Consider the following 24,473-nt stretch of genomic DNA (forward strand, 5'->3'; position numbering starts at 1 on the left):
CAGAGGAGGTTCCATCGATGGAAGAAGTAGATTTTGGGAAAATTGAACAAGCGGTCACGATGATCCTCGAAGCGATCGGTGAAGATCCAGAACGAGAAGGATTGTTGGAAACACCAAAGCGAGTAGCAAAAATGTATGCTGAAGTATTCGAGGGACTGAATCATGATCCCCGTATGTACTTTGAAACCGTTTTTCATGAGCAACATGAAGAAGTAGTGCTAGTAAAAGATATTCCTTTTTATTCAATGTGTGAGCACCATCTCGTTCCATTTTTTGGTGTTGCTCATATTGCATACATACCCCGTGACGGAGTGGTGGCTGGACTTAGTAAATTAGCGAGAGCTGTGGAAACTACGGCGAAACGCCCCCAATTACAAGAACGAATTACGACAACTGTTGCAGATATCATGATGGAAATGTTGAAGCCACTTGGCGTTTACGTCATCATCGAAGCGGAGCATATGTGTATGACGATGAGAGGGATAAAAAAACCAGGGTCGAAAACAGTTACAACTGCCGCTAGAGGAATTTACGAGCACGATGATGTGAAACGATCAGAAATACTTTCACTCGTAAAGTAAGGTCGTGTGGTCCTTTGCGGAACGCCGTTTAACTATGATATGATAGGTGAGATATGAAAGACGGGAGAGGGAACTATGGCTGCACCAGATTACATCGTCATTAAAGCAAAAGAAGATGGTGTCAGTGTTATCGGGTTAACCCGTGGAAACGACACTAAATTCCATCATACGGAAAAACTTGACTGCGGAGAAGTGATGATTGCCCAGTTTACGGAACACACATCCGCTATGAAAATCCGTGGGAGTGCAGAGATAACAACTGCACACGGGGTTGTCTCCAGTGAAGAGAGAGCGTAACAGCAACCTGCATCGTTCACTTGTTAGATGCCTTGGAATGGAGAAACGGTGATGAACAAAAACGAATTGAATTCAATTGTAGAAAATTATATAAACGACTTACAATGCGCTCTCCGGGAACCCATCCTCAAACGGGTAATCGGACACTTTCCGGTTGACTCCATAAAAGCTTTTTTTCTTTTACTTCCCATTGTGAACGAAGAAATTAAAGAGGACAAACTTAGAAAGATTACATTGTCCCTTGGAGCGATTCACGCTGCGTTTGATGTTCACGATCGCATTGAAAGTGCTCAAGCGACTTCTGCTGAACAACAATTGACTGTCCTTGCGGGAGATCACTTTAGTGGAATCCACTATAGGATTTTAGCTGAAATTGGCGAGTTCGCATTTATTCGAGAATTGTCTCAAACGATTGCCCATATTAACGAACAAAAAACATCTTTGCACCATGAGCGACGTATAACTGGTCCAGTTTTACTGGAAAGGTTAAGAGTCATCGAGTCGGGGTGTATTGCTACTTTTTATAAATCATACGGATTTGACAGTTATCTTGAGCTGATGGAAACAGTGCTAACGTTTGTTCGACTGGATAGAATGGCTACTTCAGCCGAACAACAAGCATTCCGGATAGACGAATCCATTATTCAACAGGCAATGGATTTGCTCCTACCAAAGCTTAATCAAGAGCTTGAACAGATAAGTTCGTTGCATCCGGCGCTTCAACAGGTGATTCAAGAACTTGTAAACCCGTTGACATCGCTTAGCTGACAATGAAAAGAGGAGATACCACGTGAGTGAATCTAAAGAACAGAAAGTCCATTCTGTATTCGAATCTATATCAACAGACTATGACAAAATGAATTCTGTCATCAGTTTTAACCTGCACAAAAAATGGCGTGCGGACATCATGGATCGTATGAACGTAAAGGTTGGTTCCAAGGCATTGGACGTCTGTTGCGGAACAGCTGACTGGACCATCTCTTTGGCACAATCAGTGGGAAGATCAGGAGAAGTAACCGGGTTGGATTTTAGCAATGCCATGTTGTCTTCAGCTGCTCCTAAAACGGACAAGTATCCTAACATCACCCTGATCCAAGGGAATGCGATGGACCTACCATTTGAAGATCATACATTTGACTATGTGACAATCGGTTTTGGCTTACGGAATGTGCCTAATTATGAAACAGCATTGAAAGAGATGTTTCGAGTCGTTAAACCTGGAGGGATTGTTGCGTGTTTGGAGACGTCTCAATCAGAGATTCCTGGATATCGTCAATTGTTTAGATTGTATTTTAATTACATTATGCCTGTATTCGGAAAAATGTTCGCGAAGAGTTATAATGAGTATTCTTGGCTTCAAGAATCTGCTGATGAGTTCCCGGGTCGTGAGGAATTAGCTCAGCTATTTAAGTCTGCTGGATTTACTCGAGTCGATTATCGTCCATATAGTGGCGGGGTAGCTGCCGGACATATCGCGATCAAATAATAAGCAGGCGGGAGAAGGGAATCATTTTGGAAAAGTTGAAGGCAATGGCATTATATACCGATTTCCGAAAGGAACTCATCTATATTGAGAAAGAGCTTGAGAATGCCGTTCAATCGGATTCTCCGCTTATTCAGCAAGCATCCATGCATTTGCTGAGAGCTGGAGGAAAGAGGATCCGTCCAATTTTCGTATTTCTTTCTTCCAAGTTCGGAAATTATTCAATGGAAACCACTGCGAAAGTCGCAGTCTCATTGGAACTCGTTCATATGGCCTCTCTTGTACATGATGATGTCATTGATGATTCAAATATGAGAAGAGGGCGCAAAACCGTAAAAGCAAAGTGGGATAATCGAATTGCAATGTACACTGGCGATTTCATTTTTTCAAGAGCGCTCACATCAATTGGTGAAATTGAACTGGCTTCTGTGCATCGATTACTAGCGGAAACGATGCTCGAAATCTGTAAAGGTGAGATCATCCAATTCGATTATCAAAGAAGAACGGATCAATCGTTTCGAGACTACTTGCGTCGCATCAAGCGGAAAACGGCGCTGCTCCTTTCCTCCAGCTGTGAGCTGGGTGCACTAATCTCTAATGCCGATGATGAAGTGGTAAAAAGACTAAGGAACTTTGGATATTATGCAGGTATGGCATTCCAAATTGTCGACGATATTCTAGATCTGACCTCGTCGGATAAACAGTTAGGAAAACCTGCTGGTTCGGATCTCTTAAATGGTCATCTGACGTTACCTATATTGTACATACGAAACGAACCCGGGTTCCAACCCTACTTGACGAAAGCGTTCGATGGAACGTTATCAGAAAAGGAACGTTCAGACATGTTGAGATATATACGAGATAGCGGTGCGATCGAAAAAGCCCATGAGGTGAGTGACTTATATTTGGAGAAGGCAACAGCTGAGATACGGTCTTTACCGAATAGCGATGCGAAAAAAGCGTTCGAACAAGTGGCAGATTTTCTCGCCAAACGAACTTTTTAAATTCTCGCGGAAAAAGAAAAAATTGAAAGATTGCTTGACCTTTGGTACGATCAGTAAGGGTAATCCCGACTTGTCACTATGAAGGAGTGTAATTGAATTATGGAAAAAACATTTTTAATGGTAAAACCTGACGGCGTTCAACGTGGTCTAATCGGTGAAATCGTAAACCGTTTCGAAAGCAAAGGATATCAGCTAGTTGGAGGGAAATTGATGACAATTTCTCAAGAGCTTGCAGAGCAACATTACGGTGAGCACAAAGAGCGCCCATTCTTCGGCGAGCTTGTTGACTTCATTACATCTGGTCCTGTATTTGCTATGGTATGGGAAGGCGAAAACGTCATCCCTACAGCACGCCTTATGATGGGTGCTACAAACCCTAAAGAATCAGCACCAGGCACAATTCGCGGTGATTTCGCAGTCACTGTTGCTAAGAACATCATTCACGGTTCAGATTCACCAGAATCTGCAGAGCGTGAAATCGGTTTGTTCTTTAAAGAAGAAGAACTTTCTTCATACGAAAAAGCAGTAAACAGCTGGATCAACTAATACAAAGCAAAAACAGCCTAGCGGATTCCGCCGGCTGTTTTTGTTATACATAATTGCTGGATGGATGGAGGTCAACAATTGTCCGATTACACGAAATTTATCGCCAGTGTCAAACAAAAGACAGGAATCGACCTATCTCTTTATAAAGAAGCGCAAATGAAAAGACGCCTTACATCGCTTTATGAAAAACGAGGATGTAAAAATTTCACTGAGTACTTTGAGTTGATCCGCAATGATCGTTCGATGATGGATGAATTTCTGGACCGAATGACGATAAATGTGTCTGAATTTTACAGGAACTCACAAAGGTGGGATGTTTTAGACAAAAAGATTCTTCCGCAACTCTTGCAGAAAACCAACAAGTTGAAATGTTGGAGTGCTGCTTGTTCTACCGGAGAAGAACCTTATTCGATGGCGATGGTTCTGTCCAATCATCTTCCTATGAGAGAAATTACGATTTCAGCGACTGATTTGGATAATGGAGTACTTGAAAAAGCTAAGGTAGGTCTATATCCGGAACGTTCTTTGAAAGAAGTGCCTACTGTTGTCAAACAAAAGTATTTTAATCAAGAAGGGCAGTTCTTCCAAGTAACAGATGAAGTAAAGAAAACTGTCCTATTCAAACAGCACAACTTGCTCGATGATGCGTATGGAAAAGACTTTGATTTAATCGTCTGCAGAAATGTCATGATCTATTTTACAGAAGAAGCGAAAGATCAAATTTACACGAACTTTTCAAAAGCGTTGAAACCTGGAGGGATTCTTTTTGTAGGGAGTACAGAGCAGATTTTCAGTCCTGAACGCTATGGTCTGGAATCGGAAGACACCTTCTTTTATAAGAAAATATGAAAAATCCGGACTTTTCCGGGTTTTTTTGTTTAAACAAGTAGTCAACTTTGCTGTAGTTTGGTAAAGTGCTAACAATGGTTGTATTTCAGCACGTATTAAAAGGGGGATTTCAAGATGAGAGTATTGACCGCAGGGGAATCGCATGGTCCTGAATTGACCGCAATTATTGAAGGATTACCAGCACAATTGCCGTTGACAGCTGAAATGATTACCAGAGAATTGTCGCGTCGCCAAGGCGGACATGGTAGAGGTCGCAGGATGCAAATCGAAAAGGATCAGGTAGTTATTTCTTCTGGTGTCCGCCACGGAAAAACTCTAGGTTCGCCTGTGACGTTGACTGTCGTCAACGATGATTGGAAGCATTGGACATCTATTATGGGTATTGAACCACTTCCTGAGGACGTTCGACCGGAGGATATTAAGCGACAGATCACACGTCCGCGACCTGGTCATGCAGACTTAGTTGGAGGTATTAAATATGGACATCGGGATCTAAGAAATGTACTAGAACGCTCATCAGCACGTGAAACAACGATGCGTGTAGCTGCAGGGGCTGTTGCGAAACAATTCTTACGTGAACTCGGTATCCATACGATTGCACATGTTGTCGAAATCGGGGGCATTGTCGCTGATTCTGCTTCGACTGCTGAACTCACTATGGAAGAGATCCGTGAACGAGTGGAAGCTGATCCTGTATACTGTGCGGATCCTGACGTTTCACAAACCATGGTAGAAGCAATCGATGATGCAAAAGGTCGCGGTGATACTCTAGGTGGAGTCGTCGAAGTCGTGATTGAAGGGTGTCCGCCAGGTATGGGGAGCTATGCTCAATTTGACCGTAAGCTTGAAGGCCGACTTGCAGCTGCAATGATGTCTATCAACGCATTCAAAGGTGTTGAGTTCGGAATCGGCTTTGAGATGGCAAAACGATTCGGAAGTGAAGTGCATGATGAAATAGCGTGGTCAAAAGAGAAAGGCTATTACAGAAAATCCAATCGTCTGGGCGGTTTGGAAGGCGGTATGTCAACGGGTATGCCGATTATCATTCGAGGAGTGATGAAACCAATTCCGACGTTGTATAAGCCGCTGGAAAGTGTAGATATTGACACGAAAGAGCCATTTACTGCAACTATCGAGCGGTCAGACCCTTGTGCTGTGCCAGCAGCATCAGTAGTTGCAGAGCATGTGATTGCTACCGAGTTAGCCAAAGTGATCATCGAAGAATTTCGTTCGTTTGAAATGGATGGGCTGAAAGCAGACCTTGAGCAATACCGTCTTTACGCAAAGGAGTTTTAATAGATGGAACAACTCACCGTCAAAACTAAGAGCACTTCATATACCGTCCACATTGGCGAAGAGGTATACGACCTCTTTGCCACTGAATACAAAGATTTACTCAAGAATGCAGATAAAGTCGGGGTTTTTGCAGATGAGACAGCTGCCTTCTATCACTTTGAAAAACTTGAAAACGCGTTAAAGGCTGTCGGGATTGACTTCGAGCTACATATACTCCCACCAGGTGAAGAGAGTAAAACCCCAACAAGTTTCATGAGTTGCCACTCATTTTTACTGCAGCATAACTTCACCAGACAATCGGTACTGATTGCATTCGGTGGAGGAGCTTGTGGGGATGTGACGGGATTTGTGGCTGCAACCTTTATGAGGGGGATTGCTTTTCTGCAATGCCCGACAACCATTCTTGCTCACGATAGCGCTGTAGGTGGAAAAACAGCGATTAACATGCCTGAAGGTAAAAATATGGTCGGATCCTTTCATCAGCCGGCAGGTGTTCTGTTCCAGCCTGACCTATTTACAACACTACCGGAACGGGAAGTACGTTCAGGTATGGCGGAACTCATAAAGCACGCAATGATTTCAGATGCGGATTGGACGGAGTCATTGCTGTTAAATTCTGACTTCCCAAACTTTTCTGCTGAAGCGTTGACGACTGAGCTACTTAAAGGAATCCGGGTAAAGGCTAATATTGTTGAACAGGACGAATTTGAACAAGGTATACGTAAGTTTTTAAACTTCGGTCATACTCTTGGCCATGCTGTGGAAGCCTATTTTGGATTTGGAAAAGTAAGTCATGGAGAGTGTGTCATGATTGGTATGGCGTATAGCTTTCTGCTAAGTGAGTCATATGGCGATATTTCTCCTGAATTGACAAAGCGATTCATCCGTTTTGCCGATGTTGCGGGTTATCCAATACAAGCTATTTTGGAAGTTGAGTTTGATGCGCTATTACACTATTTGAAAAAGGATAAGAAGGTAACTTCAGGTGACCTAGTATTCGTCTTGCTTTACAATCTAGGAAATCCATTTACCCAAAAAGTGTCTGAGAAACATTGTGAAGAGGCGTACTACGAATTGATTGCACGTATAAAGGAGGAAGTGTTATATGACAGTAAGAGGAGTAAGGGGAGCGACAACCGTAAGTAAGGATGAACAACACTCTGTTTTAGAAGCAACCGAGCACTTAGTTCAAACAATGGCGCTTGAGAATAACTTGATAGCTGATGATATCGTTTCTGTACTCATTTCTACAACTATCGACGTTCAGTCCGCATTCCCTGCAAAAGCGGTCCGTACACTCGAAGGATGGACTTATGTGCCGGTGATGTGTATGCATGAAATGGATGTGCCTGGTGGAATGCCACTTTGTATACGGGTACTCATGCACGTCAATACAGAAGTTCCACAACGAGAAATCATCCATATTTATCAAAATGACGCAGTTCAGCTAAGACCAGATCTTAAGAAATAGTTCAGCATATAGGAGGAGTTCACAGATGAATTGGAAACCAGCACTAGCAACTATGAAACCTTACAAACCAGGTCGATCTATTGATGATGCCCAAAAGGAATTTGACTTAGCAGAAATTGTAAAGCTTGCATCTAACGAAAACCCTTATGGCTGTTCGCCTTTGGTTCAGAAGATTTTAGCGAACCCAGACGTTCAGATTGAAATGTATCCTGAAACATCTACTCCTCCATTAAGAACGAAGCTTGCAAAGAAATTAGGCGTGGATGAGTCGAATCTCATCCTCGGCAACGGTTCAGATGATATCATCACCATCATTTGTAGGGCACTCCTAAATCGGGAGTCGAACACATTGATGCCAACTCCATCATTTCCCCAATACGCACACAATGCAAAAATTGAAGGAGCCGAAGTCCGTGAAATTCCACTAGTGGACGGACAACACGATCTTGATTGTTTCTTACAAGAAATCGATTCCTCAACAGCAGTTATTTGGATCTGTAGCCCTAATAATCCTACGGGTGACCTAATCCCATCGAAACGTCTAAAGAAGTTTTTGGATGCAGTACCATCTACGACTTTGACTGTTTTAGATGAAGCATATTTTGAATACATAACCGAGGAAAGTTATGATAACCCTATTCAATGGCTTTCAGAATATCCGAATCTCATGATTTTAAGGACATTCTCAAAGGCTTACGGTCTTGCATCATTCCGTGTAGGATATGGAGTCGCTTCGTCTGAAGTTATTGCAGAACTTAACAAAGTGAGAAATCCGTTCAATACTGGTTCTCTTGCTCTCCTCGCTGCCGAGCATGCATTAGCAGACCAGGCATTCATCGACGAATGTCGCATTGCGAATGAAAAACAACGGAAACGTTTTAAACAGTTTGCAGAAATACACAATTTGCATATCAACCCATCTGAAGCGAATTTTGTCCTTATTGAAGTGCCTATGGATGCCGATGAAGCGACAGATAAGTTACTGCAGCAAGGGTTTATCGTAAGAAGTGGTAATTTACTAGGTACTCCTAATCGGATTCGGGTCACCATCGGTTCCGAAGAACAAAATAACGGGTTCTTCAAAGCATTCGAATCACTTATGACAAATAGAGGTTAAAGTTATGACAACTAACGTATCAATTATTGGTCTAGGTCTAATTGGCGGTTCTCTAGCATTAGCATTGAAACGCAATCCTGAAATCCTGGTAACAGGATTTGATCGTTCCTATAAGTCTGCAGATGAAGCATATCGGAGAGGAATTATTGATTCTGTTGCCCCATCCGTCAAAGCAGCAGCAAAAGAGGCGGATTACGTTATATTCGCTGTTCCTGTTGCAGCAACTGCACAACTGTTACAGGAAGCTGTATCATGGGATATGAAACCGTCTGTAATTATCAGCGATACAGGTAGTACCAAACAACCGATCATGAGTGCTGCAGAGGGTTTGATCGACAGAGGGATCACTTTTATTGGCGGACATCCGATGGCAGGGTCACATAAAAGTGGAATCTCCGCAGCCATTGAGCATTTGTTTGAAAATGCTTATTACGTGCTAACTCCTTCAGATAGGTGTCGTCCAGATGACCTCGAACGTATGAAGGTTCTATTATCCGTGACACAAGGAAAGTTAGCCGTGCTAGATGCATCAGAGCATGATCAGATGACTGCCGTGGTAAGTCATTTCCCCCATATAATCGCATCTTCTCTTGTGAACTTACTCGCTTCTCAAGAGCGGAGACAGCCCTTTGTAAGAAGGTTAGCTGCAGGAGGATTCCGTGATCTTACACGGATCGCATCCGCAGATCCAGTTATGTGGAGAGATATCACTGTTCAGAATAAGGAAGAGTTGGTAGGACAGCTTGATAGATGGCTAATTGAAATGCAGACAGTACGAGAAATGCTCAATGATAATGATCCTAGTTCAATTCAACAGTTTTTCGATGAGGCGAAACAGTTTCGTGACCAACTCCCCTCAGTCACACAAGATGAAGCTCAAGGTGCACTGTATATGCAATTTGATCTTCATATAGATGTCCCCGATCATCCTGGGGTCATTTCTGAGATCACACGGATCTTAGCTTTCAAGGAGATTAGTTTGACGAATATACGAATCGTTGAAACACGAACAGATGTATATGGGATTCTCGTGATCAGCTTCCGTTCTGCAACAGAAAGAAACCATGCTGCGCGCGTACTCGAGAAAGAAACCGAGTATTCTATGCAAATACTTTGACGGAGGTGCTTTTTATGGAGAAAATAGACATGATTACAGCTTCTTTTGAAGGAACCGCTTTGTCTGGAACGATACGAGTTCCAGGAGACAAATCAATATCTCATCGTGCTGTCATGCTCGGCGCAATTGCAAAAGGTACAACCACTATTAGTGGTTTTCTCCAAGGAGAAGATTGTCTTTCAACGATCCAGATTTTCTCTCAGCTCGGAGTGAACATTGAAAGAAGTGGAACAAATGTAACCGTTGAAAGTCCCGGAATCGATGGATGGAAAAACCCGGAAGTAGCATTGGATGCTGGGAATTCAGGAACGACAGCTAGACTATTGCTTGGCATTCTCGCAGGATCCACTGTTACTGCTGAAATTACGGGTGACCGTTATTTATGTAAACGACCCATGCGTCGTGTTACAACGCCGTTAACTGAAATGGGTGCTGAATTTAAGAGCGACCATCAAACAGGGACGTTACCATTGACAGTGAAAGGCACCCCGCTTAAAGCGATGTCATATGATATGCCTATTGCTAGTGCACAAGTGAAATCTGCTATATTGTTTGCTGGTTTTTCCGCGAAAGGAACGACAGTTGTAACTGAAAAAGCTGCTTCGCGTGACCATACAGAGCGAATGCTTCAACAGTTTGGGGCGGAAGTCCAGTCAGAAGTAAACACCGTCTCAATCGTTGGTGGACAGTCTTTACAAGCGTGTGACGTAAAAGTGCCTGGCGATATTTCTTCAGCTGCATTTTTCATGTGTGCAGCTGCTATGGTTTCCGGTAGTACGATTACTTTTACGGATGTCGGGCTTAATCCAACTCGGACCGGGATTATTGATGTCTTGAAAGAGATGGGCGCAAAAGTTTCCATTAAACAGAAGGTTGAAGGAGAAGGCGAACCGTATGGCGAGTTAACGGTAGAATCCTCTGACTTACATGCAGTTGAAATTAGTGGTGCTCTAATTCCAAGGTTGATTGACGAATTGCCTGTGATAGCATTACTCGCGACCCAAGCAACAGGAACAACGGTCATTAAAGATGCTGAGGAACTTCGGGTGAAAGAGACAGACAGGATTGAAGCGGTTTGTTCAGAATTACAAAAGTTAGGTGCATCCATCGAGCCGACGCCTGACGGAATGCGCATTACGGGTCCAACTCAGTTGAAAGGTGCAACGCTAAGCTCTCATGGCGATCATCGATTGGGAATGATGGCTGCCATTGCTTCGGTAGTGACTGATGGACCTGTACAGATTGAAGATGCTTCCTGTATCAATGTTTCCTACCCTGGATTTTTTGAACATCTCAATTTATTATCCCAAACGAAACACTAAAGGATTTTTGTATACAACGTGTTAAAAAAGGAGAAACTATGGAGCAGGTACAACAGTTAGAAAACATGATTATGAATGGCAATCTTCAAGCAATTGAACAGAAGGTTGAGCAACTCACAACAAGCACGGAGTTTGACACAATTTATGACAGTGCAACTCTTCTGATGGAATACGGACTCGTTCCTCAAGCGGATCAGTTGTATGATGTATTACTCGCCCATATGCCGGATGCGGGTCAATTGAAAATTGATCGGGCGGAAGCCATGATGGCGTTAGGAAGAGAAGACGAAGCCCTGTTACTCTTGACGGATATCGACTCTGAGGAAGAAGAATATCTCCAAGCGCTTTTGATGTTAGCTGATTATTATCAAACCATTGGAATGGCAGAGGTGGCACTATCAAAAATTGATGAAGCGTCGGAGCTTGCTCCGGAAGAACCGGTAATTCGTTTTGCAAAAGCAGAACTTCTGCTTGAAAGTGGTAAATATTCAGAAGCTGTCCGTCTCTATTTGCAGCTGAGAGAACGCGGATTGGATGAAGTGGGGGGCATCTCTCTAGAATCGCGGATTGCAGAAGCTTATAGTGCAGGAGCTGCTTACGAAGAGGCTGTCCCGTATTATGAAGCCTTGCTGAAGCAAGGGAGCGTTCTACCTGATACGCTATTCGGGGCAGCCTACAGCCAGTATCAAAGTGGGAACCCGCAACCTGCCTTGAGTCATTTAAATCAGTTAATTGATATGGATCCTGATTATTTCTCCGCATATATGCTAGCAGGTCAGGCAAGTCTGTTAATGGACGAAAATGAAGAAGCCTTATCTTTCTTCACAGAAGGAATACGAAGGGACGAATTCGACAAAGAACTGCATCTTGCAGCTGGTAAAGTCGCTCTGAAGCTAGGGCGACCTGAAGATGCAGGGCGTTATTTGGGAGATGCACTCGCTTTAGATCCCGAATATGTAGAAGCACGTATTTCGCTTGCATCATTGTTTGAGCAACGAAAGCAGTACGAGAACCTACTTGAACTCCTTCAGGATACACCTGAAGAACAGTTGGAGATCCCTTTACTCGCTGCGTTCAAAGCATATGCACAAGAGAACCTGGAACGTTACGCGGAGGCATACGATTCTTACGTTCTCGCATACACTGGCATGAAGGAAGATCCGGAATTTCTGGAAAGATACGCGAAATTCTTGCTAGAAGAAGGGAAACGATCAGAAGCGGTGAACATTGTAAAGGAACTGGTGACACTCGTGCCGGATCATCCTGAATGGACATCATTTCTAGAGGATCAGGAAGAAGAGGAGGCGTAAGATGGAAGCCATGATTCCTGTCGCTGCCAAAAAAGATTTCATTAGGTGGTTTTTAAAGCGCTATCGTTTAAAGCGCCGGGAATGTGTCTGGATTTTGAATTACTTACTAAGCCACGAAAAGATTTTGAGGAATGTTCATTTTACAGACGACGCACATTTTTGTCCGCGGGCGATGGTGATATCGACAACAGATTCGAATGGTGTACCTTTCAGGTTTTACAAGGGGAGTCTGATGACAACGGATGCGGAAAAATCGTTTCATGATCTACGGTTGCATCCAGATGAAAAAATGTTCATTCAACTTAACTTCCTGAAGAGCAATAGTTCGCCACATTATGCGAGCGTTCTAGAAGAGAATCCGTATTTTCCAATGGATCAGCAAGTCAGCGAACGGGATCGTCAAATTGCGCAACAGTTGTTGAATGAAAGTGTAACTACGATGACTAAAGAAACACTGATGAAGCATGTGGATGAAGCCCTTGATGCCAATGATGAAAAACAATTTTTGGCTCTATCCGCCATGCTGAATGAATTGAAAGTATTTGAAGAACGCTGACTCCATCTAATGCGATGGAGTCATTCTTCTCTATGAAAGGTTGGATACGATGAATTGGAATGCGTCTGATATGAATTTGTTTTTACAACAAAAAGAGTACATAGATACATTGGTCATCCCTCTTATTAAAGTGGAGACTGTTGAAGAGAGAATGAAAGCAAGTGCATCTGCCACAGATTTTCTGATGAATTTAGTTGACTATATTGAATTACAATTCAAGGGTAGAATTATGGTTGCACCCCCTTTTGCATATACACCGTCAATGGAACTTCAGCAATTTGGTGAAAGGTTATCAGGAGACCTCTCGAAATCGCCTTTTAAACATGTTTTTTATCTTACGACGGATTCTGAATGGACAAGCATAGAAATTCGTGGGAATGTATTATGGTTGCCTTCTATTCCAATCGAAAATATGGATGATCGGCTAAAACAATCCATTTTAGAAGATCAGCTGAAGCAGTTGTTACCCCGGTTGACAGAGGAATGGAGAAAATAGATAATTATGTAGAAGGAATTGTGAATTTTAATTGAGAAAAATTCATTATTTGTTCACAAACAGAAAACGCACACAAATGCAACATTGAATTTCAAGTGGTGGTAGGATATTATAGATATGTCCTAGTATTAATAATTAGCAAAAGTATGTCCGTTGGACTGACTTTGGAGTAAGAGGAGGGAAATGAATGAGCAGCAAAGTGTCTAGACGCCAATTCCTTAACTACACATTGATGGGTGTCGGCGGATTCATGGTTTCAGCAGCAGCAATGCCGATGATTCGCTTTGCAATTGACCCAGTATTAGCATCATCAGAAGGTGGCGACTATGTCCCAACCGACCAAAAAGCGGATGAACTGACAGAAACACCAGTTCGTGTCGATTATACGATCAAAGACCGTAAAGATGCTTGGTACAAATCTGACGTTTCAAACACTGCTTGGGTCTATAAAGATGGCGATAAAGTTATCGCATTATCCCCGGTATGTAAACACTTAGGTTGTACAGTGAGCTGGGCAGCGGATGATTCTCATCCTGATCAGTATTTCTGTCCTTGTCATGGGGGTCGCTATGAAAAGAACGGAAAGAACATTCCCGGCACTCCACCAACTGGTCCACTTGACCAGTATGAAGTTGAAGTTATTGACGGTCTCATCCACCTCGGTAAAACAATGCCGAACACACTAGTCTAATTAGTCAGGGGGTACAATCAAATTGATGAACAAAATTTATGATTGGGTCGATGAACGGCTTGATATCACCCCGATTTGGCGCGATATCGCTGATCATGAAGTACCCGAACACGTAAACCCCGCACATCATTTTTCTGCATTCATCTATTGTTTCGGAGGATTGACATTCTTCGTCACGGTAATCCAAATCTTATCTGGTATGTTCCTTACAATGTATTACACACCGGATATTGAAAATGCTTGGAAATCCGTTTATTATCTTCAAAATGAAGTTGCATACGGAGAAATCGTGCGTGGTATGCACCACTGGGGAGCCTCTCTCGTAATTGTAATGATGTTCCTACATACATTACGTGTATTCTTTACAGGTGCTTATAAGAAACCTCGTGAATTGAATTGGGTTGTCGGCGTTCTATTGTTCGTTGTCATCTTAGGTCTTGGATTCACAGGATACTTATTGCCATGGGATATGAAAGCTCTATTTGCTACAAAAGTAGGAATTGAGATTGCAGGTTCTGTTCCGTTTATAGGCGAGTGGATTAAGATCCTTCTTGCAGGGGACGCTACGATCCTTGGAGCTCAAACGCTAACGCGATTCTTTGCGATCCACGTTTTCTTCCTGCCCGCAGCACTTCTTGGATTGCTCGCAGCACACTTTATCATGATCAGAAGACAAGGTATTTCCGGACCATTGTAAAACATGGAAATCCTTGATTTCTCACTAAGGAGGGAACAAGATGCAGCACGGAAAAGGTATGAAATTCGTTGGAGATTCACGTATTAAATCGAATAGAATGTCCAACACACCTAAAGACTATTCCGAATATCCGGGTAAGACGGAAGCCTTCTGGCCAAACTTCCTTTTGAAAGAGTGGATGATTGGAGCAATCTTCTTAACTGGGTATTTGATTATTACACTTGCACATCCATCTCCGCTTGAGCGTCAAGCGGATCCTACGGATACGACCTACATTCCTCTTCCAGACTGGTACTTCCTATTTATGTATCAGTTGCTGAAGTATGAATTTGCGTCAGGTCCATTTAACGTAATTGGAGCAATTGTTGTCCCAGGACTAGCAGTTGGTGCGTTAATGCTCGTTCCTTTCATGGATACTTCGAAAGAGCGTAGTCCTTGGAAACGTCCATTGCCAACAGGCTTTATGCTTCTGGCATTTGCGGCAATGTTCTATCTCACATGGGAATCTGTAGTGAACCATGACTGGGACAAAGCGGCAGCTCAAGGAGCTATCGTTGAAGAAGTTGAATTTGATGAAACTGCTCCAGGCTATGAGCTTTACAAAGGTTCCAGCTGTATCGGTTGTCACGGTGATCAGTTCCAAGGTGGATTGGGTCTTCCGCTAACCGATACTGGACTTTCACCGGAAGAAATCGAGAAAATCGCCCATGAAGGTAGAGGTTCGATGCCTGCAGGTCAATGGGATGGTTCTGATGAAGATTTAGCGACTATGGCAGATTTCATCTCGAATCTAGGAAAAGAATAACAAAAAGGAGTCAGGAAACTGACTCCTTTTTTTATACATAGAATCACATACTGTAGTGCATGGAGTGATAAGTTTGCAACTAGCTATAACTTGGATACGTATGACCTTATTTCATAAATGGTTCCTATGGATTCTTTTGTTCATTAATATCATCGGAACGGTCTATGGTTATGACTGGTACATGTGGCAACTGGAAATTACAAAACCGATTTTTTGGATATTCGTACCAGATAGCCCAACGGCTAGTCTGTTCTTCTGTTTTGTCATCATTGGCTGGTTGTTGAACACGAATTTCAGACTCTTCGAAGCGCTTGCGCTCATCACCCTTGTGAAGTATGGGGTATGGGCAGTTGTCATGAACTTACTCACACTGAATGAAGTGGGTTCAATCGGGGCAGCAGGCTGGATGCTTGTAATTTCCCACGGTGCTATGGCTCTACAGGGAGTGCTATATTGGAGTAAGTATAAATTTGGGGTCATTTCGATTATGATAGCAGCTCTTTGGACGATACATAATGACATCATAGATTATGTATTTGGACAAATGCCTATTTACGGTGATCTCATGAAGATTATGGACAAGATCGGCTACTTCACTTTCTGGTTATCAATTGCTTGTATAATACTTGCGGTATGGAATTGGAAGCGTCGTCATAAAATTGTAACAGAGCCTACTCAACCAGTATCTTAAAAGTTGCTAGTCACTTTCCAGCACCTTAAAATAGAGAGTAGAGAAAGGGTGAGAAATCGTTGAATTTCTTAGTGTATTTAGGCATCATTATTTTGTTGCCATTGTATGCACAGTTCAAAGTTAAAAGTACGTATAACAAGTATTCAAAAGTTCGTTCCACATCTGGGATGACAGGTGCTCAAGTCGCTCGTCTAATTTTGGATCACAATGGCTTGCAAGATGTTAAGGTCGTTGAAACTCAAGGGGTTTTAAGCGATCACTACAATCCAGTAACTAAAATTGTGGCATTATCGAGCCAGAACTATCATGAAGCATCTGTCGCAGGGACGGCTGTAGCTGCTCACGAAGTAGGACACGCGATTCAGGACAAAGAAGCGTATTCGTTCCTAAGATTTAGACACCGTCTTGCTCCTGTAGCAGGATTCACTTCTAACGCTAGTTGGTTCTTTATCATGGCGGGTATAATCTTCTGGAGCATGAACAGTTTACTAGGAATCGGGATTATCATGATGGCAGTTGGAGTTGTTTTCCAGATTGTCACACTACCCGTTGAATTTAATGCATCTAGCAGAGCAATGACACAAATTGTAGAGCTTGGGATCATTCGGAACGAAGAAGAGCCTCATGCGAAAAAAGTATTAAGTGCAGCCGCAATGACATATGTTGCAGCAACAGCTGTAGCAGTACTTGAATTACTTCGTCTAGTTACGATTTTTCTTAATCGGGACTAAAAAATGCCCAACGCTAAGGTTTCTGCGTTGGGCGTTTTTTTATCTAGGAATTGGCTGTTTCTTATCATCTAATGTAAAGCCTTCCCCCATGACATCATGGACATCAGAAACGGAGACGAAAGCATGTGGGTCTATTGAGGTGATGATATTTTTCATTCTCATAATTTCATTTTTCGCGATGACGCAGTACAAAATACTGCGGTCCGCTTTTGTGAAATGGCCGTATCCTTTGAACACGGTCACACCACGATCCATTTCAAGTGCGATTTTCGTTGCAATGGCATCTTGATGATCCGAGATGATGAATGCGCCCCTTGCAGCATAGGCACCTTCTTGTACGAAGTCAATGACACGGGCACCAACAAACAATGCAACAAGTGTGTACATAACAGAACGGTGATCGAGATAGACGTACCAAGAGACTAGAATAACCGCTGCATCGAACATGAACATCGTTTTCCCGATGCTCCAACCCCAATGGATTTGTGCAAGACGTGCGATAATATCTACACCACCCGTAGTACCTCCGAACCTGAAGATAATTCCAAGTCCAACTCCCACAAAGACACCTGCAAATAACGAAACGAGAAACATATCCCCTTCAAGATGGATATCAATCTGATACTTCATGAACACCTTTAGAAAAACAGAAACTGCGACTGTCCCTACAACAGTATAGGTGAATACACGTTTTCCTAGCATACGCCAACCAATGATGAACATAGGAATGTTGAGCACTAAGTTCATAATGGCAGGATCCCATTTGAATGCGAAAAATAGAATCAACGTAATTCCTGTAAATCCGCCTTCTGCTAACTCGTTTTGAATATTGAAATGAACGAGCCCGAAGCTGAAAATGGCAGAACCGAGCACGATGAAAAACAAATTTTTGAACTTAATATCCTTGAACATTTCCTTGAACATCCCATCACTCTCCTAAAAGCACTAGTGTTATTATCAGCCATCCAATATATTTTGACAATAGGAAGATGAATGAATACGATAAAGAAAGAAAGGTGTGAGCGAGTTGAGTGAATTGAAAACGATGACCACGATGCAAAAAGAAGTGGATGCCTACATTTCGGGTTTTGAAGAAGGGTATTTTCCACCTATGGAGCTTATTGCCCGTTTGACAGAAGAACTAGGCGAACTATCACGAGAAGTTCAACACGTACATGGCATGAAGAAAAAGAAGAGTTCTGAAAGCGCGAGCACCTTAACTGAAGAGACAGGTGATTTGTTATTTGTACTCATTTGTTTTGCGAACGCTCAAGGGATTGAGTTGACCGAGGCATTGGATACTGTTCTTAATAAGTTTAAAACGCGTGACGCAGACCGCTGGACTAAAAAGGGGGTAATTGAATGACAATCCGTGTTGCAATCGCAGGTGCCCGTGGTCGAATGGGAAGTACAGCAGCAGCAGCAATCACTGAAGCACCTGACATGGAGTTTGTAGGTGCTCTTGACTATAAATACGATGGTTGGTACATACATGAAGGAACACTTAGAGAGCAGTCAGAAGGAGTTCGGGTGTATACTTCTATTGCCGAACTTGCAAAAGCGGAACAACCCGATGTACTTCTTGATCTTACGGACCCTGAAGCCGTATTTCCAAATGCTCAAAAAGCAATTACACTCGGCATACGTCCTGTTATCGGGACGTCAGGTCTGACACTGGAAGAAACTGACCATTTGAAAATGATGAGTGAACAAAAAGGGATATCTTGTATTTTGGCTCCTAACTTCTCAATCGGTGCAGTTTTGATGATGAAGTTTGCCACACAAGCAGCACATTATCTTGGGGATGTTGAGATTATTGAAATGCATCATGATCGGAAGTTGGATGCTCCGTCAGGTACAGCAGTTAAAACAGCCGATATGATCTCAAAAGTACGAACGCCACATTTACAAGGACACCCTGATGAGCAAGTTAACGCATATGGCACAAGAGGGGCAGATGTACAAGGAATGAAAATCCATAGTGTTCGTTTACCAGGATTGCTTGCGCACCAGCAAGTGTTACTCGGTGGAGAAGGCGAGTTGCTCACGATTAGACACGATTCTTTTGACCGTAAAAGTTTCATGCCAGGGGTTCTTCTAGCTGTGCGTGAATCTGTGAGTCACCAACAATTTATCAATGGGTTAGAACAACTTATCTAAGTAAGAAAATTTATAAAGTAAGGGATGATGGGATGGAACGATTAAAAATAGGTGTTATTTGTTATCCATCCTTAGGAGGATCAGGAGTAGTAGCAACAGAGCTCGCTATTAAGATGGCGGAAAAAGGTCATGAAATTCACTTCATTACATCGAGTCTGCCATTTCGATATAATGAGCCGCATGAAAATATCCACTTTCACGAAGTAAGAATAGATGGGTACGCAGTATTCAAGTATCCGCCTTATGATATTGCACTCGCGAATCGTATTGGCCAAGTTGTAGAGGAACAACACTTGGATCTACTTCACGTCCACTATGCAGTGCCACATGCAGTCTCAGCAGTATTGGCGAAAGATATGATCCAATCGGATATTGGAATTATTACTACCTTGCATGGAACAGATGTGACGATTCTGGGTCATGATCCTGCTCTTCGTAACACAGTCAAATATGGAATCGATAAATCGGATATCACAACAGCGGTTTCCAACTCCCTTAGGAAAGAGACGATTGAGCTGATTGAACCGGTTAAGGACATCATGACAATCTACAACTTCATTGATGAAGAAACGTATCACCCTGTAGAATCTGAATCATTACGCGAGGATTTCGATATTAAGAAAGATGAAAAAGTAGTCATTCATATTTCGAATTTCAGAAGCGTCAAGCGAATACCAGATTTAATTCGGGCATTCGCGAAAATCACAGAAAAAGTTCCTGCTAAGCTTTTATTGGTAGGAGAAGGTCCTGAAATGCCTAGGATCCGGAGGTTGGTTGACATGCTCGGTGTTACCGATGAAGTGTTATTCACAGGTAGACGTGATGATTTGCCGGACCTATTATCAATCAGTGATGTCATGGTGCTCCCTTCTGAAAAAGAGGCATTCGGGCTCGTAATATTAGAAGGGTTTGCATGCGGTGTACCTGCAGTAGGTACAACGGCTGGCGGTATTCCTGAAGTGATTGAAGACGGCGTTAATGGACACATAGTACCTATTGGAGATCCAGACGCGATTGCAGAAAAAACGCTTCGGATTTTATGTGACAGCGACGTTCATCAAATGATGAAAGAGAATGCGTTGGAAACTGTGAAAGGGAAGTTCGCATCCGACCATATTGTAGCTCAATATGAAAAGCTTTATTATGATTTGAAAAAGAAGGAATGCTAATATGTTTGGAACTCGTCAAAGTCGTACAGTGATTACCCGTTTGAATGAAGCGGGTTATGAAGCAGTTTTTGTAGGAGGAGCCGTTAGAGATTACCTGCTTGGAAAAGAACCAACGGATATCGACATCGCCACTTCTGCAACACCTGCACAAGTTAAATCGGTATTCTCGAATACAATCGATCTAGGAACCGAGCATGGTACGGTACTGGTCATTGAATCAGGCGAACCGATTGAAGTGACAACTTACCGGACTGAAGGGACCTATTCAGATAATCGGAGACCCGATGAAGTCCATTTTGTTACTTCGCTGGAAGAAGATCTGAAGAGACGTGATTTTACGATCAATGCACTCGCACTTCGGATTGGTGGGGAAGTGGTTGACCCATTTCGAGGGAGAGAAGATTTATCAAAGAAAACAATCCGGGCAGTAGGAAATCCGAGTGAACGATTTAGTGAGGACGCGCTTCGAATGATTCGAGCAGTCCGATTTGTGTCTGTGTTAGGATTTGAATTGGAATCCTCAACGAAAGCATCGATTACTGCACTTGGCAGTTCCATTAAAACTCTCTCTGTTGAGCGAGTTAAACAAGAGTTCGATAAACTGTTTAATGGCTTGTTTGCTCACGAAGCCTTGGAGTTACTAGAAGATACAAAGTTGTCAGAGGCGCTTCCTTTATATCCTACTCAGCAGGATTCATGGTTACAGTGTGCCCCTTTCCAGAACTCACTTGACGGATGGGCATCATTAATGATTGCAGGAGACTTCGATGCATCTGAAGTGGTAAAAGCATATAAATTATCCAATAAGGAACGATTGTTTTTACAGTCGGTACAGAAGTTCTATTCAATCAGACTCATTCGATCTTATACAATCATGGATTATTACGGTGCAGAGTGTTCGACATTGATGTCTGTTGAAAAATTGATTGCGACCTTAACCACTCGACTACCAATCGATGAAAATACGATCAGGAATGCGATGGACCTATTGCCCATCCATACCAAGCAAGAGTTGGCGGTAAAAGGTGAACAGCTAATGGAGTGGACCGGCAGAAGTGGTGGGCGATGGCTAGGAGAAGCAATTCAAGCTATTGAGCATGCTGTACTATATCAAGTAACTCCGAACGACCACAATTCGATAAAGGAATGGTTTTTACATGAATACGAATGTAAAGAGTGAGTTACTTAAACGGATGTCTGCAGGAAAAGACAATCCAGTGTCAGGACAACAATTGGCGGATGAGTATGGTATATCCAGAACGGCCATCTGGAAATATGTTAAAGAACTTGAAAGTGAAGGGTATGAAATCGGTACGATCCGAAAAAGAGGGTATTATTTAATCGCCTCACCAGATACAGTAGTTCCAGCTGCGATCCAACAGTTTTTGCAAACAAAAAACTATGGACGTACCATCCGTCACGTTGAATCATGCCCATCCACACAGTTGCTTGCGCACGAAGAAGCGCAGAGTGGAGCGCCGGATGGATTAGTCATCATTGCTGATGAGCAAACGGCAGGCAAAGGTAGATTGTCACGTCCTTGGTCCTCTGTTGCTGGAAAAGGAATTTGGATGAGTGTCATTACCCGACCAGAGCTAACCCCACAGCAAGCGCCTCAAATGACCCTAGTCGCTGCAGTGGCCATTGTACGTGCTATTGAAGAGCTGACAGACGTAATACCTACTATAAAATGGCCGAATGACATCTTAGTAGAAGGTCGTAAGCTAACGGGGATCCTGACAGAGCTACAAGCAGATCCCGATCGAGTCAAATCGATCATCCTTGGTATCGGCATGAACGTTAACCAGCAGTTGAAAGACTTCCCTGAAGAGATTCGTACAATCGCCACATCTCTTAGCATTGAAGAAGGAAAGCCTGTTAGCCGTGCAAAGTTGACAGCAAAAGTCTTGGACTACTTGGAGCTATACGTTACGCTATATGTTGAAAAAGGATTCGCTCCCATTAAACTCCTTTGGGAAAGCTACGCAGACTCCATCGGCAAACGTGTTCGTATCTCGACCTTGCAAGACACTTACGAAGCGACTGCTAGAGGTATCTCAGAAGACGGGCGTTTAGAAGTAGTGCTTGACGATGGAACTGTAAAAGGAATTTATTCAGCTGATATCCACATTATCTGAACAATGAAAAATCATTTGGCAAGTACCTGCATTGGGTGTTATAGTGAGTGAGTGGGCGATATCCTATTGAATCGCACCTGTAAAATGAGTACATGAACACAATTGAATAAATCTGCCTTGATCATATTGACAGGGACGGAGGAAACCTATGACGATATCCTACACAACCCTTCTGTCTTTTTATGACTGGAAGGGTTTTTATGTTTTGGTTTTCTCCTGATAAGGAGAGGAGAAGAACAATGAAAACAATTACTGACTTGAAACGGATGAAAACTGAGGGCAACAAAATTGTGATGATGACAGCATATGATTACCCAACAGCCGTTTTTGCTGAAAACTCGAATGTTGATATTTTGCTAGTAGGGGATTCTCTTGGAATGGTCGTTCTGGGCTACCCATCGACCGTATATGTGACTTCGGATGACATGGTTCATCACGGAAAAGCAGTTAGACGTGGTGCTAAGGATACGTTTCTAGTCGTTGATCTGCCTTTCGGTACGTTTAGGGGGTCACAAGATCGAATCTTGAACGAAGCTATCCGGGTCTTCCAAGAAACGGGAGCAGATGCGCTTAAAGTCGAAGGAGCTGATGAAGTACTGGATACGATTCAGCTTCTTACGAATACAGGTATTCCAGTCGTTGCACATTTAGGATTACTCCCTCAATCGGCATCTGTTAGTGGAGGCTACAAAGTACAAGGAAAGACAGCGGATGCTGCACGTAAATTGTTAAATGACGCGACGTTGTGTGAACAAGCAGGTGCATGTATGATTGTTGTCGAATGTATCCCCCACCAGTTGACGTCACAATTATCCCAAGAAGTCAGCATACCGATCATCGGGATAGGCGCAGGGTCAGAAGCAGACGGCCAAGTACTAGTTTTCCATGATCTTGTAAAGTATGGAAACCATCGTCTACCGAAATTCGCGGAGAGCTTCAGTGATGCTGGAGTAGTTATTCAAGATGGCATTACATCATTTACAAATGCGGTGCGAACGGGGACGTTTCCGGCAACGAAACATCAGTTTACGATGAAGGAAGAAGAATTGGTGAGCTTGTATGGAGGCGGAAACCAGTGACTGAGACAACTCCTATGCAATCCACAACCTCAATTTCAAAAATGATCAAATGGCAGCAAGATATGAAGGCATCAAGACGGAAAATCGGTTTTGTTCCAACGATGGGATTTCTTCATGAAGGTCACGTAGCGTTGATAAAGGAAGCGAAAAAGAACAATGACTGTGTGGCAGTTAGCATATTCGTAAATCCTACTCAATTTGGGCCGGGCGAGGACTATCAAGCGTATCCTCGCGACTTGGATGCTGATGTATTACTTGCTTCACAAGCGGGTGCGGACATTGTATTTTGTCCGGAGGTTGAGGAAATGTATCCTACAGACGGCGGTATTCGTATAGTGCCAGGTCCTCTGGCCGAACAATTATGCGGTGCATCCCGACCAGGACACTTTGACGGCGTGTTGAAAGTGGTGCTGAAGCTTGTAAATATCGTGCAGCCGGATACTGTGTTCTTTGGCATGAAAGACGCCCAACAACTTGCGATTATTGAAACATTTTTCCGTGACTTCAACTGCCCAGTAACCGTTGTTCGTGTTCCGACAGTTAGGGAGCTAGATGGACTGGCAAAAAGCTCGAGGAATGTGAATCTTTCCGTCCAAGAGCGAAACGAAGCACCAGCAATATACAATGCGATCCAACAGGCGGTAGTTTTAGTCCGCGAAGGAGTCACAATGGAAGTGGTCAAACAATTTGTCGCGGACGCGCTTATGGAAAAGACATCGGGTGCGGTGGACTATATATCCATACTAACCTATCCACAATTGGAAGAACCGACCGATGTGTCGAAAGACTTGATCATCGCATGCGCTATACAATTTTCAAAAGCCCGTTTGATCGATAATATTATTTTTAAGAGGGAAGGCTGAAATT

Annotated in this window: 29 protein-coding genes; 28 read left to right on the forward strand and 1 reads right to left on the reverse strand. The window is 43.0% G+C overall.

Features of this window, described 5'->3' with window-relative positions; genetic code table 11:
- Positions 1 to 17: 17 nt before the first annotated feature.
- The 21 genes from folE (at position 18) to DVB69_RS03635 (ending at position 17,060) form a co-directional block, all read left to right on the forward strand.
- The gene (gene folE / locus DVB69_RS03535) at positions 18 to 581 is read left to right on the forward strand and encodes a GTP cyclohydrolase I FolE (protein WP_116016617.1); all 564 of its coding nucleotides are present in this window, start codon (positions 18 to 20) and stop codon (positions 579 to 581) included.
- Between the two features lie 75 nt (positions 582 to 656).
- Positions 657 to 878 carry a trp RNA-binding attenuation protein MtrB gene (mtrB, locus tag DVB69_RS03540; protein WP_116016619.1) on the forward strand — a complete coding sequence of 74 codons (222 nt, stop codon included), beginning with the start codon at positions 657 to 659 and terminating at the stop codon, positions 876 to 878.
- A gap of 51 nt (positions 879 to 929) precedes the next feature.
- Complete coding sequence (locus DVB69_RS03545) at positions 930 to 1,646, forward strand: heptaprenyl diphosphate synthase component 1 (protein WP_158541017.1); 717 nt, start codon at positions 930 to 932, stop codon at positions 1,644 to 1,646.
- 22 nt (positions 1,647 to 1,668) lie between these two features.
- Positions 1,669 to 2,364: a demethylmenaquinone methyltransferase gene (locus DVB69_RS03550; RefSeq protein WP_116016623.1), complete on the forward strand. Its 696-nt coding sequence runs from the start codon at positions 1,669 to 1,671 to the stop codon at positions 2,362 to 2,364.
- A gap of 26 nt (positions 2,365 to 2,390) precedes the next feature.
- Positions 2,391 to 3,365, forward strand: a complete 975-nt coding sequence (locus tag DVB69_RS03555) for a polyprenyl synthetase family protein (protein ID WP_116016625.1) — start codon at positions 2,391 to 2,393, stop codon at positions 3,363 to 3,365.
- 99 nt (positions 3,366 to 3,464) lie between these two features.
- Entirely contained in the window at positions 3,465 to 3,911 is a 447-nt protein-coding gene (ndk, locus tag DVB69_RS03560; protein ID WP_116016627.1) for a nucleoside-diphosphate kinase, read from the forward strand.
- A 78-nt stretch (positions 3,912 to 3,989) separates the two neighbouring features.
- Positions 3,990 to 4,760, forward strand: a complete 771-nt coding sequence (locus tag DVB69_RS03565) for a CheR family methyltransferase (RefSeq protein WP_116016629.1) — start codon at positions 3,990 to 3,992, stop codon at positions 4,758 to 4,760.
- 114 nt (positions 4,761 to 4,874) lie between these two features.
- Positions 4,875 to 6,056 (forward strand): chorismate synthase, encoded by a 1,182-nt coding sequence (gene aroC / locus DVB69_RS03570; protein ID WP_116016631.1) that lies wholly within the window; start codon positions 4,875 to 4,877, stop codon positions 6,054 to 6,056.
- A gap of 3 nt (positions 6,057 to 6,059) precedes the next feature.
- Positions 6,060 to 7,202 carry a 3-dehydroquinate synthase gene (aroB, locus tag DVB69_RS03575; RefSeq protein WP_116016633.1) on the forward strand — a complete coding sequence of 381 codons (1,143 nt, stop codon included), beginning with the start codon at positions 6,060 to 6,062 and terminating at the stop codon, positions 7,200 to 7,202.
- Positions 7,162 to 7,527 carry a chorismate mutase gene (gene aroH / locus DVB69_RS03580; protein ID WP_116016635.1) on the forward strand — a complete coding sequence of 122 codons (366 nt, stop codon included), beginning with the start codon at positions 7,162 to 7,164 and terminating at the stop codon, positions 7,525 to 7,527. Before aroB ends, aroH begins: the two co-directional genes overlap by 41 nt.
- 25 nt (positions 7,528 to 7,552) lie before the next feature.
- Positions 7,553 to 8,644 carry a histidinol-phosphate transaminase gene (gene hisC / locus DVB69_RS03585; RefSeq protein WP_116016637.1) on the forward strand — a complete coding sequence of 364 codons (1,092 nt, stop codon included), beginning with the start codon at positions 7,553 to 7,555 and terminating at the stop codon, positions 8,642 to 8,644.
- Positions 8,645 to 8,648: 4 nt separating this feature from the next.
- Positions 8,649 to 9,761 (forward strand): prephenate dehydrogenase, encoded by a 1,113-nt coding sequence (locus DVB69_RS03590; RefSeq protein WP_116016639.1) that lies wholly within the window; start codon positions 8,649 to 8,651, stop codon positions 9,759 to 9,761.
- 14 nt (positions 9,762 to 9,775) lie between these two features.
- Entirely contained in the window at positions 9,776 to 11,083 is a 1,308-nt protein-coding gene (gene aroA, locus DVB69_RS03595; protein ID WP_233505308.1) for a 3-phosphoshikimate 1-carboxyvinyltransferase, read from the forward strand.
- 38 nt (positions 11,084 to 11,121) lie between these two features.
- The gene (locus tag DVB69_RS03600) at positions 11,122 to 12,393 is read left to right on the forward strand and encodes a tetratricopeptide repeat protein (RefSeq protein WP_116016641.1); all 1,272 of its coding nucleotides are present in this window, start codon (positions 11,122 to 11,124) and stop codon (positions 12,391 to 12,393) included.
- Position 12,394: 1 nt separating this feature from the next.
- A complete protein-coding gene (locus tag DVB69_RS03605; protein ID WP_116016643.1) occupies positions 12,395 to 12,949 on the forward strand; it encodes a ReoY family proteolytic degradation factor in 555 nt (184 codons plus the stop codon).
- 49 nt (positions 12,950 to 12,998) lie between these two features.
- On the forward strand, positions 12,999 to 13,445 hold the full coding sequence (locus tag DVB69_RS03610) for a DUF2487 family protein (protein WP_116016645.1): 447 nt from the start codon (positions 12,999 to 13,001) through the stop codon (positions 13,443 to 13,445).
- A 187-nt stretch (positions 13,446 to 13,632) separates the two neighbouring features.
- Positions 13,633 to 14,136, forward strand: a complete 504-nt coding sequence (locus DVB69_RS03615; protein WP_116016647.1) for a QcrA and Rieske domain-containing protein — start codon at positions 13,633 to 13,635, stop codon at positions 14,134 to 14,136.
- 22 nt (positions 14,137 to 14,158) lie between these two features.
- A complete protein-coding gene (qcrB, locus tag DVB69_RS03620; RefSeq protein WP_025784873.1) occupies positions 14,159 to 14,833 on the forward strand; it encodes a menaquinol-cytochrome c reductase cytochrome b subunit in 675 nt (224 codons plus the stop codon).
- Positions 14,834 to 14,873: 40 nt separating this feature from the next.
- Positions 14,874 to 15,638, forward strand: a complete 765-nt coding sequence (locus DVB69_RS03625; protein WP_116016649.1) for a menaquinol-cytochrome c reductase cytochrome b/c subunit — start codon at positions 14,874 to 14,876, stop codon at positions 15,636 to 15,638.
- Positions 15,639 to 15,711: 73 nt separating this feature from the next.
- Positions 15,712 to 16,329 (forward strand): lipoprotein heptaprenylglyceryl N-acetyltransferase LhaT, encoded by a 618-nt coding sequence (gene lhaT, locus DVB69_RS03630; protein WP_370452912.1) that lies wholly within the window; start codon positions 15,712 to 15,714, stop codon positions 16,327 to 16,329.
- Positions 16,330 to 16,388: 59 nt separating this feature from the next.
- Positions 16,389 to 17,060 carry a zinc metallopeptidase gene (locus DVB69_RS03635; protein ID WP_116016651.1) on the forward strand — a complete coding sequence of 224 codons (672 nt, stop codon included), beginning with the start codon at positions 16,389 to 16,391 and terminating at the stop codon, positions 17,058 to 17,060.
- Between the two features lie 39 nt (positions 17,061 to 17,099).
- Here DVB69_RS03635 and DVB69_RS03640 read toward each other — a convergent pair whose 3' ends face one another.
- On the reverse strand, positions 17,100 to 17,972 hold the full coding sequence (locus DVB69_RS03640; protein ID WP_116017175.1) for a YitT family protein: 873 nt from the start codon (positions 17,970 to 17,972) through the stop codon (positions 17,100 to 17,102).
- A 115-nt stretch (positions 17,973 to 18,087) separates the two neighbouring features.
- On the opposite strand from DVB69_RS03640, the gene DVB69_RS03645 reads away from it, so the two are divergent.
- The 7 genes from DVB69_RS03645 (at position 18,088) to panC (ending at position 24,469) form a co-directional block, all read left to right on the forward strand.
- Positions 18,088 to 18,426, forward strand: a complete 339-nt coding sequence (locus DVB69_RS03645; RefSeq protein ID WP_233505309.1) for a nucleotide pyrophosphohydrolase — start codon at positions 18,088 to 18,090, stop codon at positions 18,424 to 18,426.
- The gene (dapB, locus tag DVB69_RS03650) at positions 18,423 to 19,220 is read left to right on the forward strand and encodes a 4-hydroxy-tetrahydrodipicolinate reductase (protein WP_116016653.1); all 798 of its coding nucleotides are present in this window, start codon (positions 18,423 to 18,425) and stop codon (positions 19,218 to 19,220) included. The genes DVB69_RS03645 and dapB overlap by 4 nt, the downstream gene beginning before the upstream one ends.
- 32 nt (positions 19,221 to 19,252) lie before the next feature.
- The gene (gene bshA, locus DVB69_RS03655) at positions 19,253 to 20,389 is read left to right on the forward strand and encodes an N-acetyl-alpha-D-glucosaminyl L-malate synthase BshA (RefSeq protein ID WP_116016655.1); all 1,137 of its coding nucleotides are present in this window, start codon (positions 19,253 to 19,255) and stop codon (positions 20,387 to 20,389) included.
- Between the two features lies 1 nt (position 20,390).
- Positions 20,391 to 21,569, forward strand: a complete 1,179-nt coding sequence (locus DVB69_RS03660) for a CCA tRNA nucleotidyltransferase (RefSeq protein WP_116016657.1) — start codon at positions 20,391 to 20,393, stop codon at positions 21,567 to 21,569.
- Positions 21,547 to 22,527 (forward strand): biotin--[acetyl-CoA-carboxylase] ligase, encoded by a 981-nt coding sequence (locus DVB69_RS03665; RefSeq protein WP_116016659.1) that lies wholly within the window; start codon positions 21,547 to 21,549, stop codon positions 22,525 to 22,527. Before DVB69_RS03660 ends, DVB69_RS03665 begins: the two co-directional genes overlap by 23 nt.
- A 239-nt stretch (positions 22,528 to 22,766) precedes the next feature.
- Positions 22,767 to 23,606, forward strand: coding sequence for a 3-methyl-2-oxobutanoate hydroxymethyltransferase (panB, locus tag DVB69_RS03670; RefSeq protein ID WP_116016661.1), 840 nt, complete (start codon positions 22,767 to 22,769; stop codon positions 23,604 to 23,606).
- Positions 23,603 to 24,469 carry a pantoate--beta-alanine ligase gene (gene panC / locus DVB69_RS03675; RefSeq protein ID WP_370452913.1) on the forward strand — a complete coding sequence of 289 codons (867 nt, stop codon included), beginning with the start codon at positions 23,603 to 23,605 and terminating at the stop codon, positions 24,467 to 24,469. Before panB ends, panC begins: the two co-directional genes overlap by 4 nt.
- Positions 24,470 to 24,473: the final 4 nt, after the last annotated feature.

The sequence above is a fragment of the Sporosarcina sp. BI001-red genome (assembly GCF_003384035.1).
Taxonomy (GTDB): Bacteria; Bacillota; Bacilli; order Bacillales_A; family Planococcaceae; genus Sporosarcina.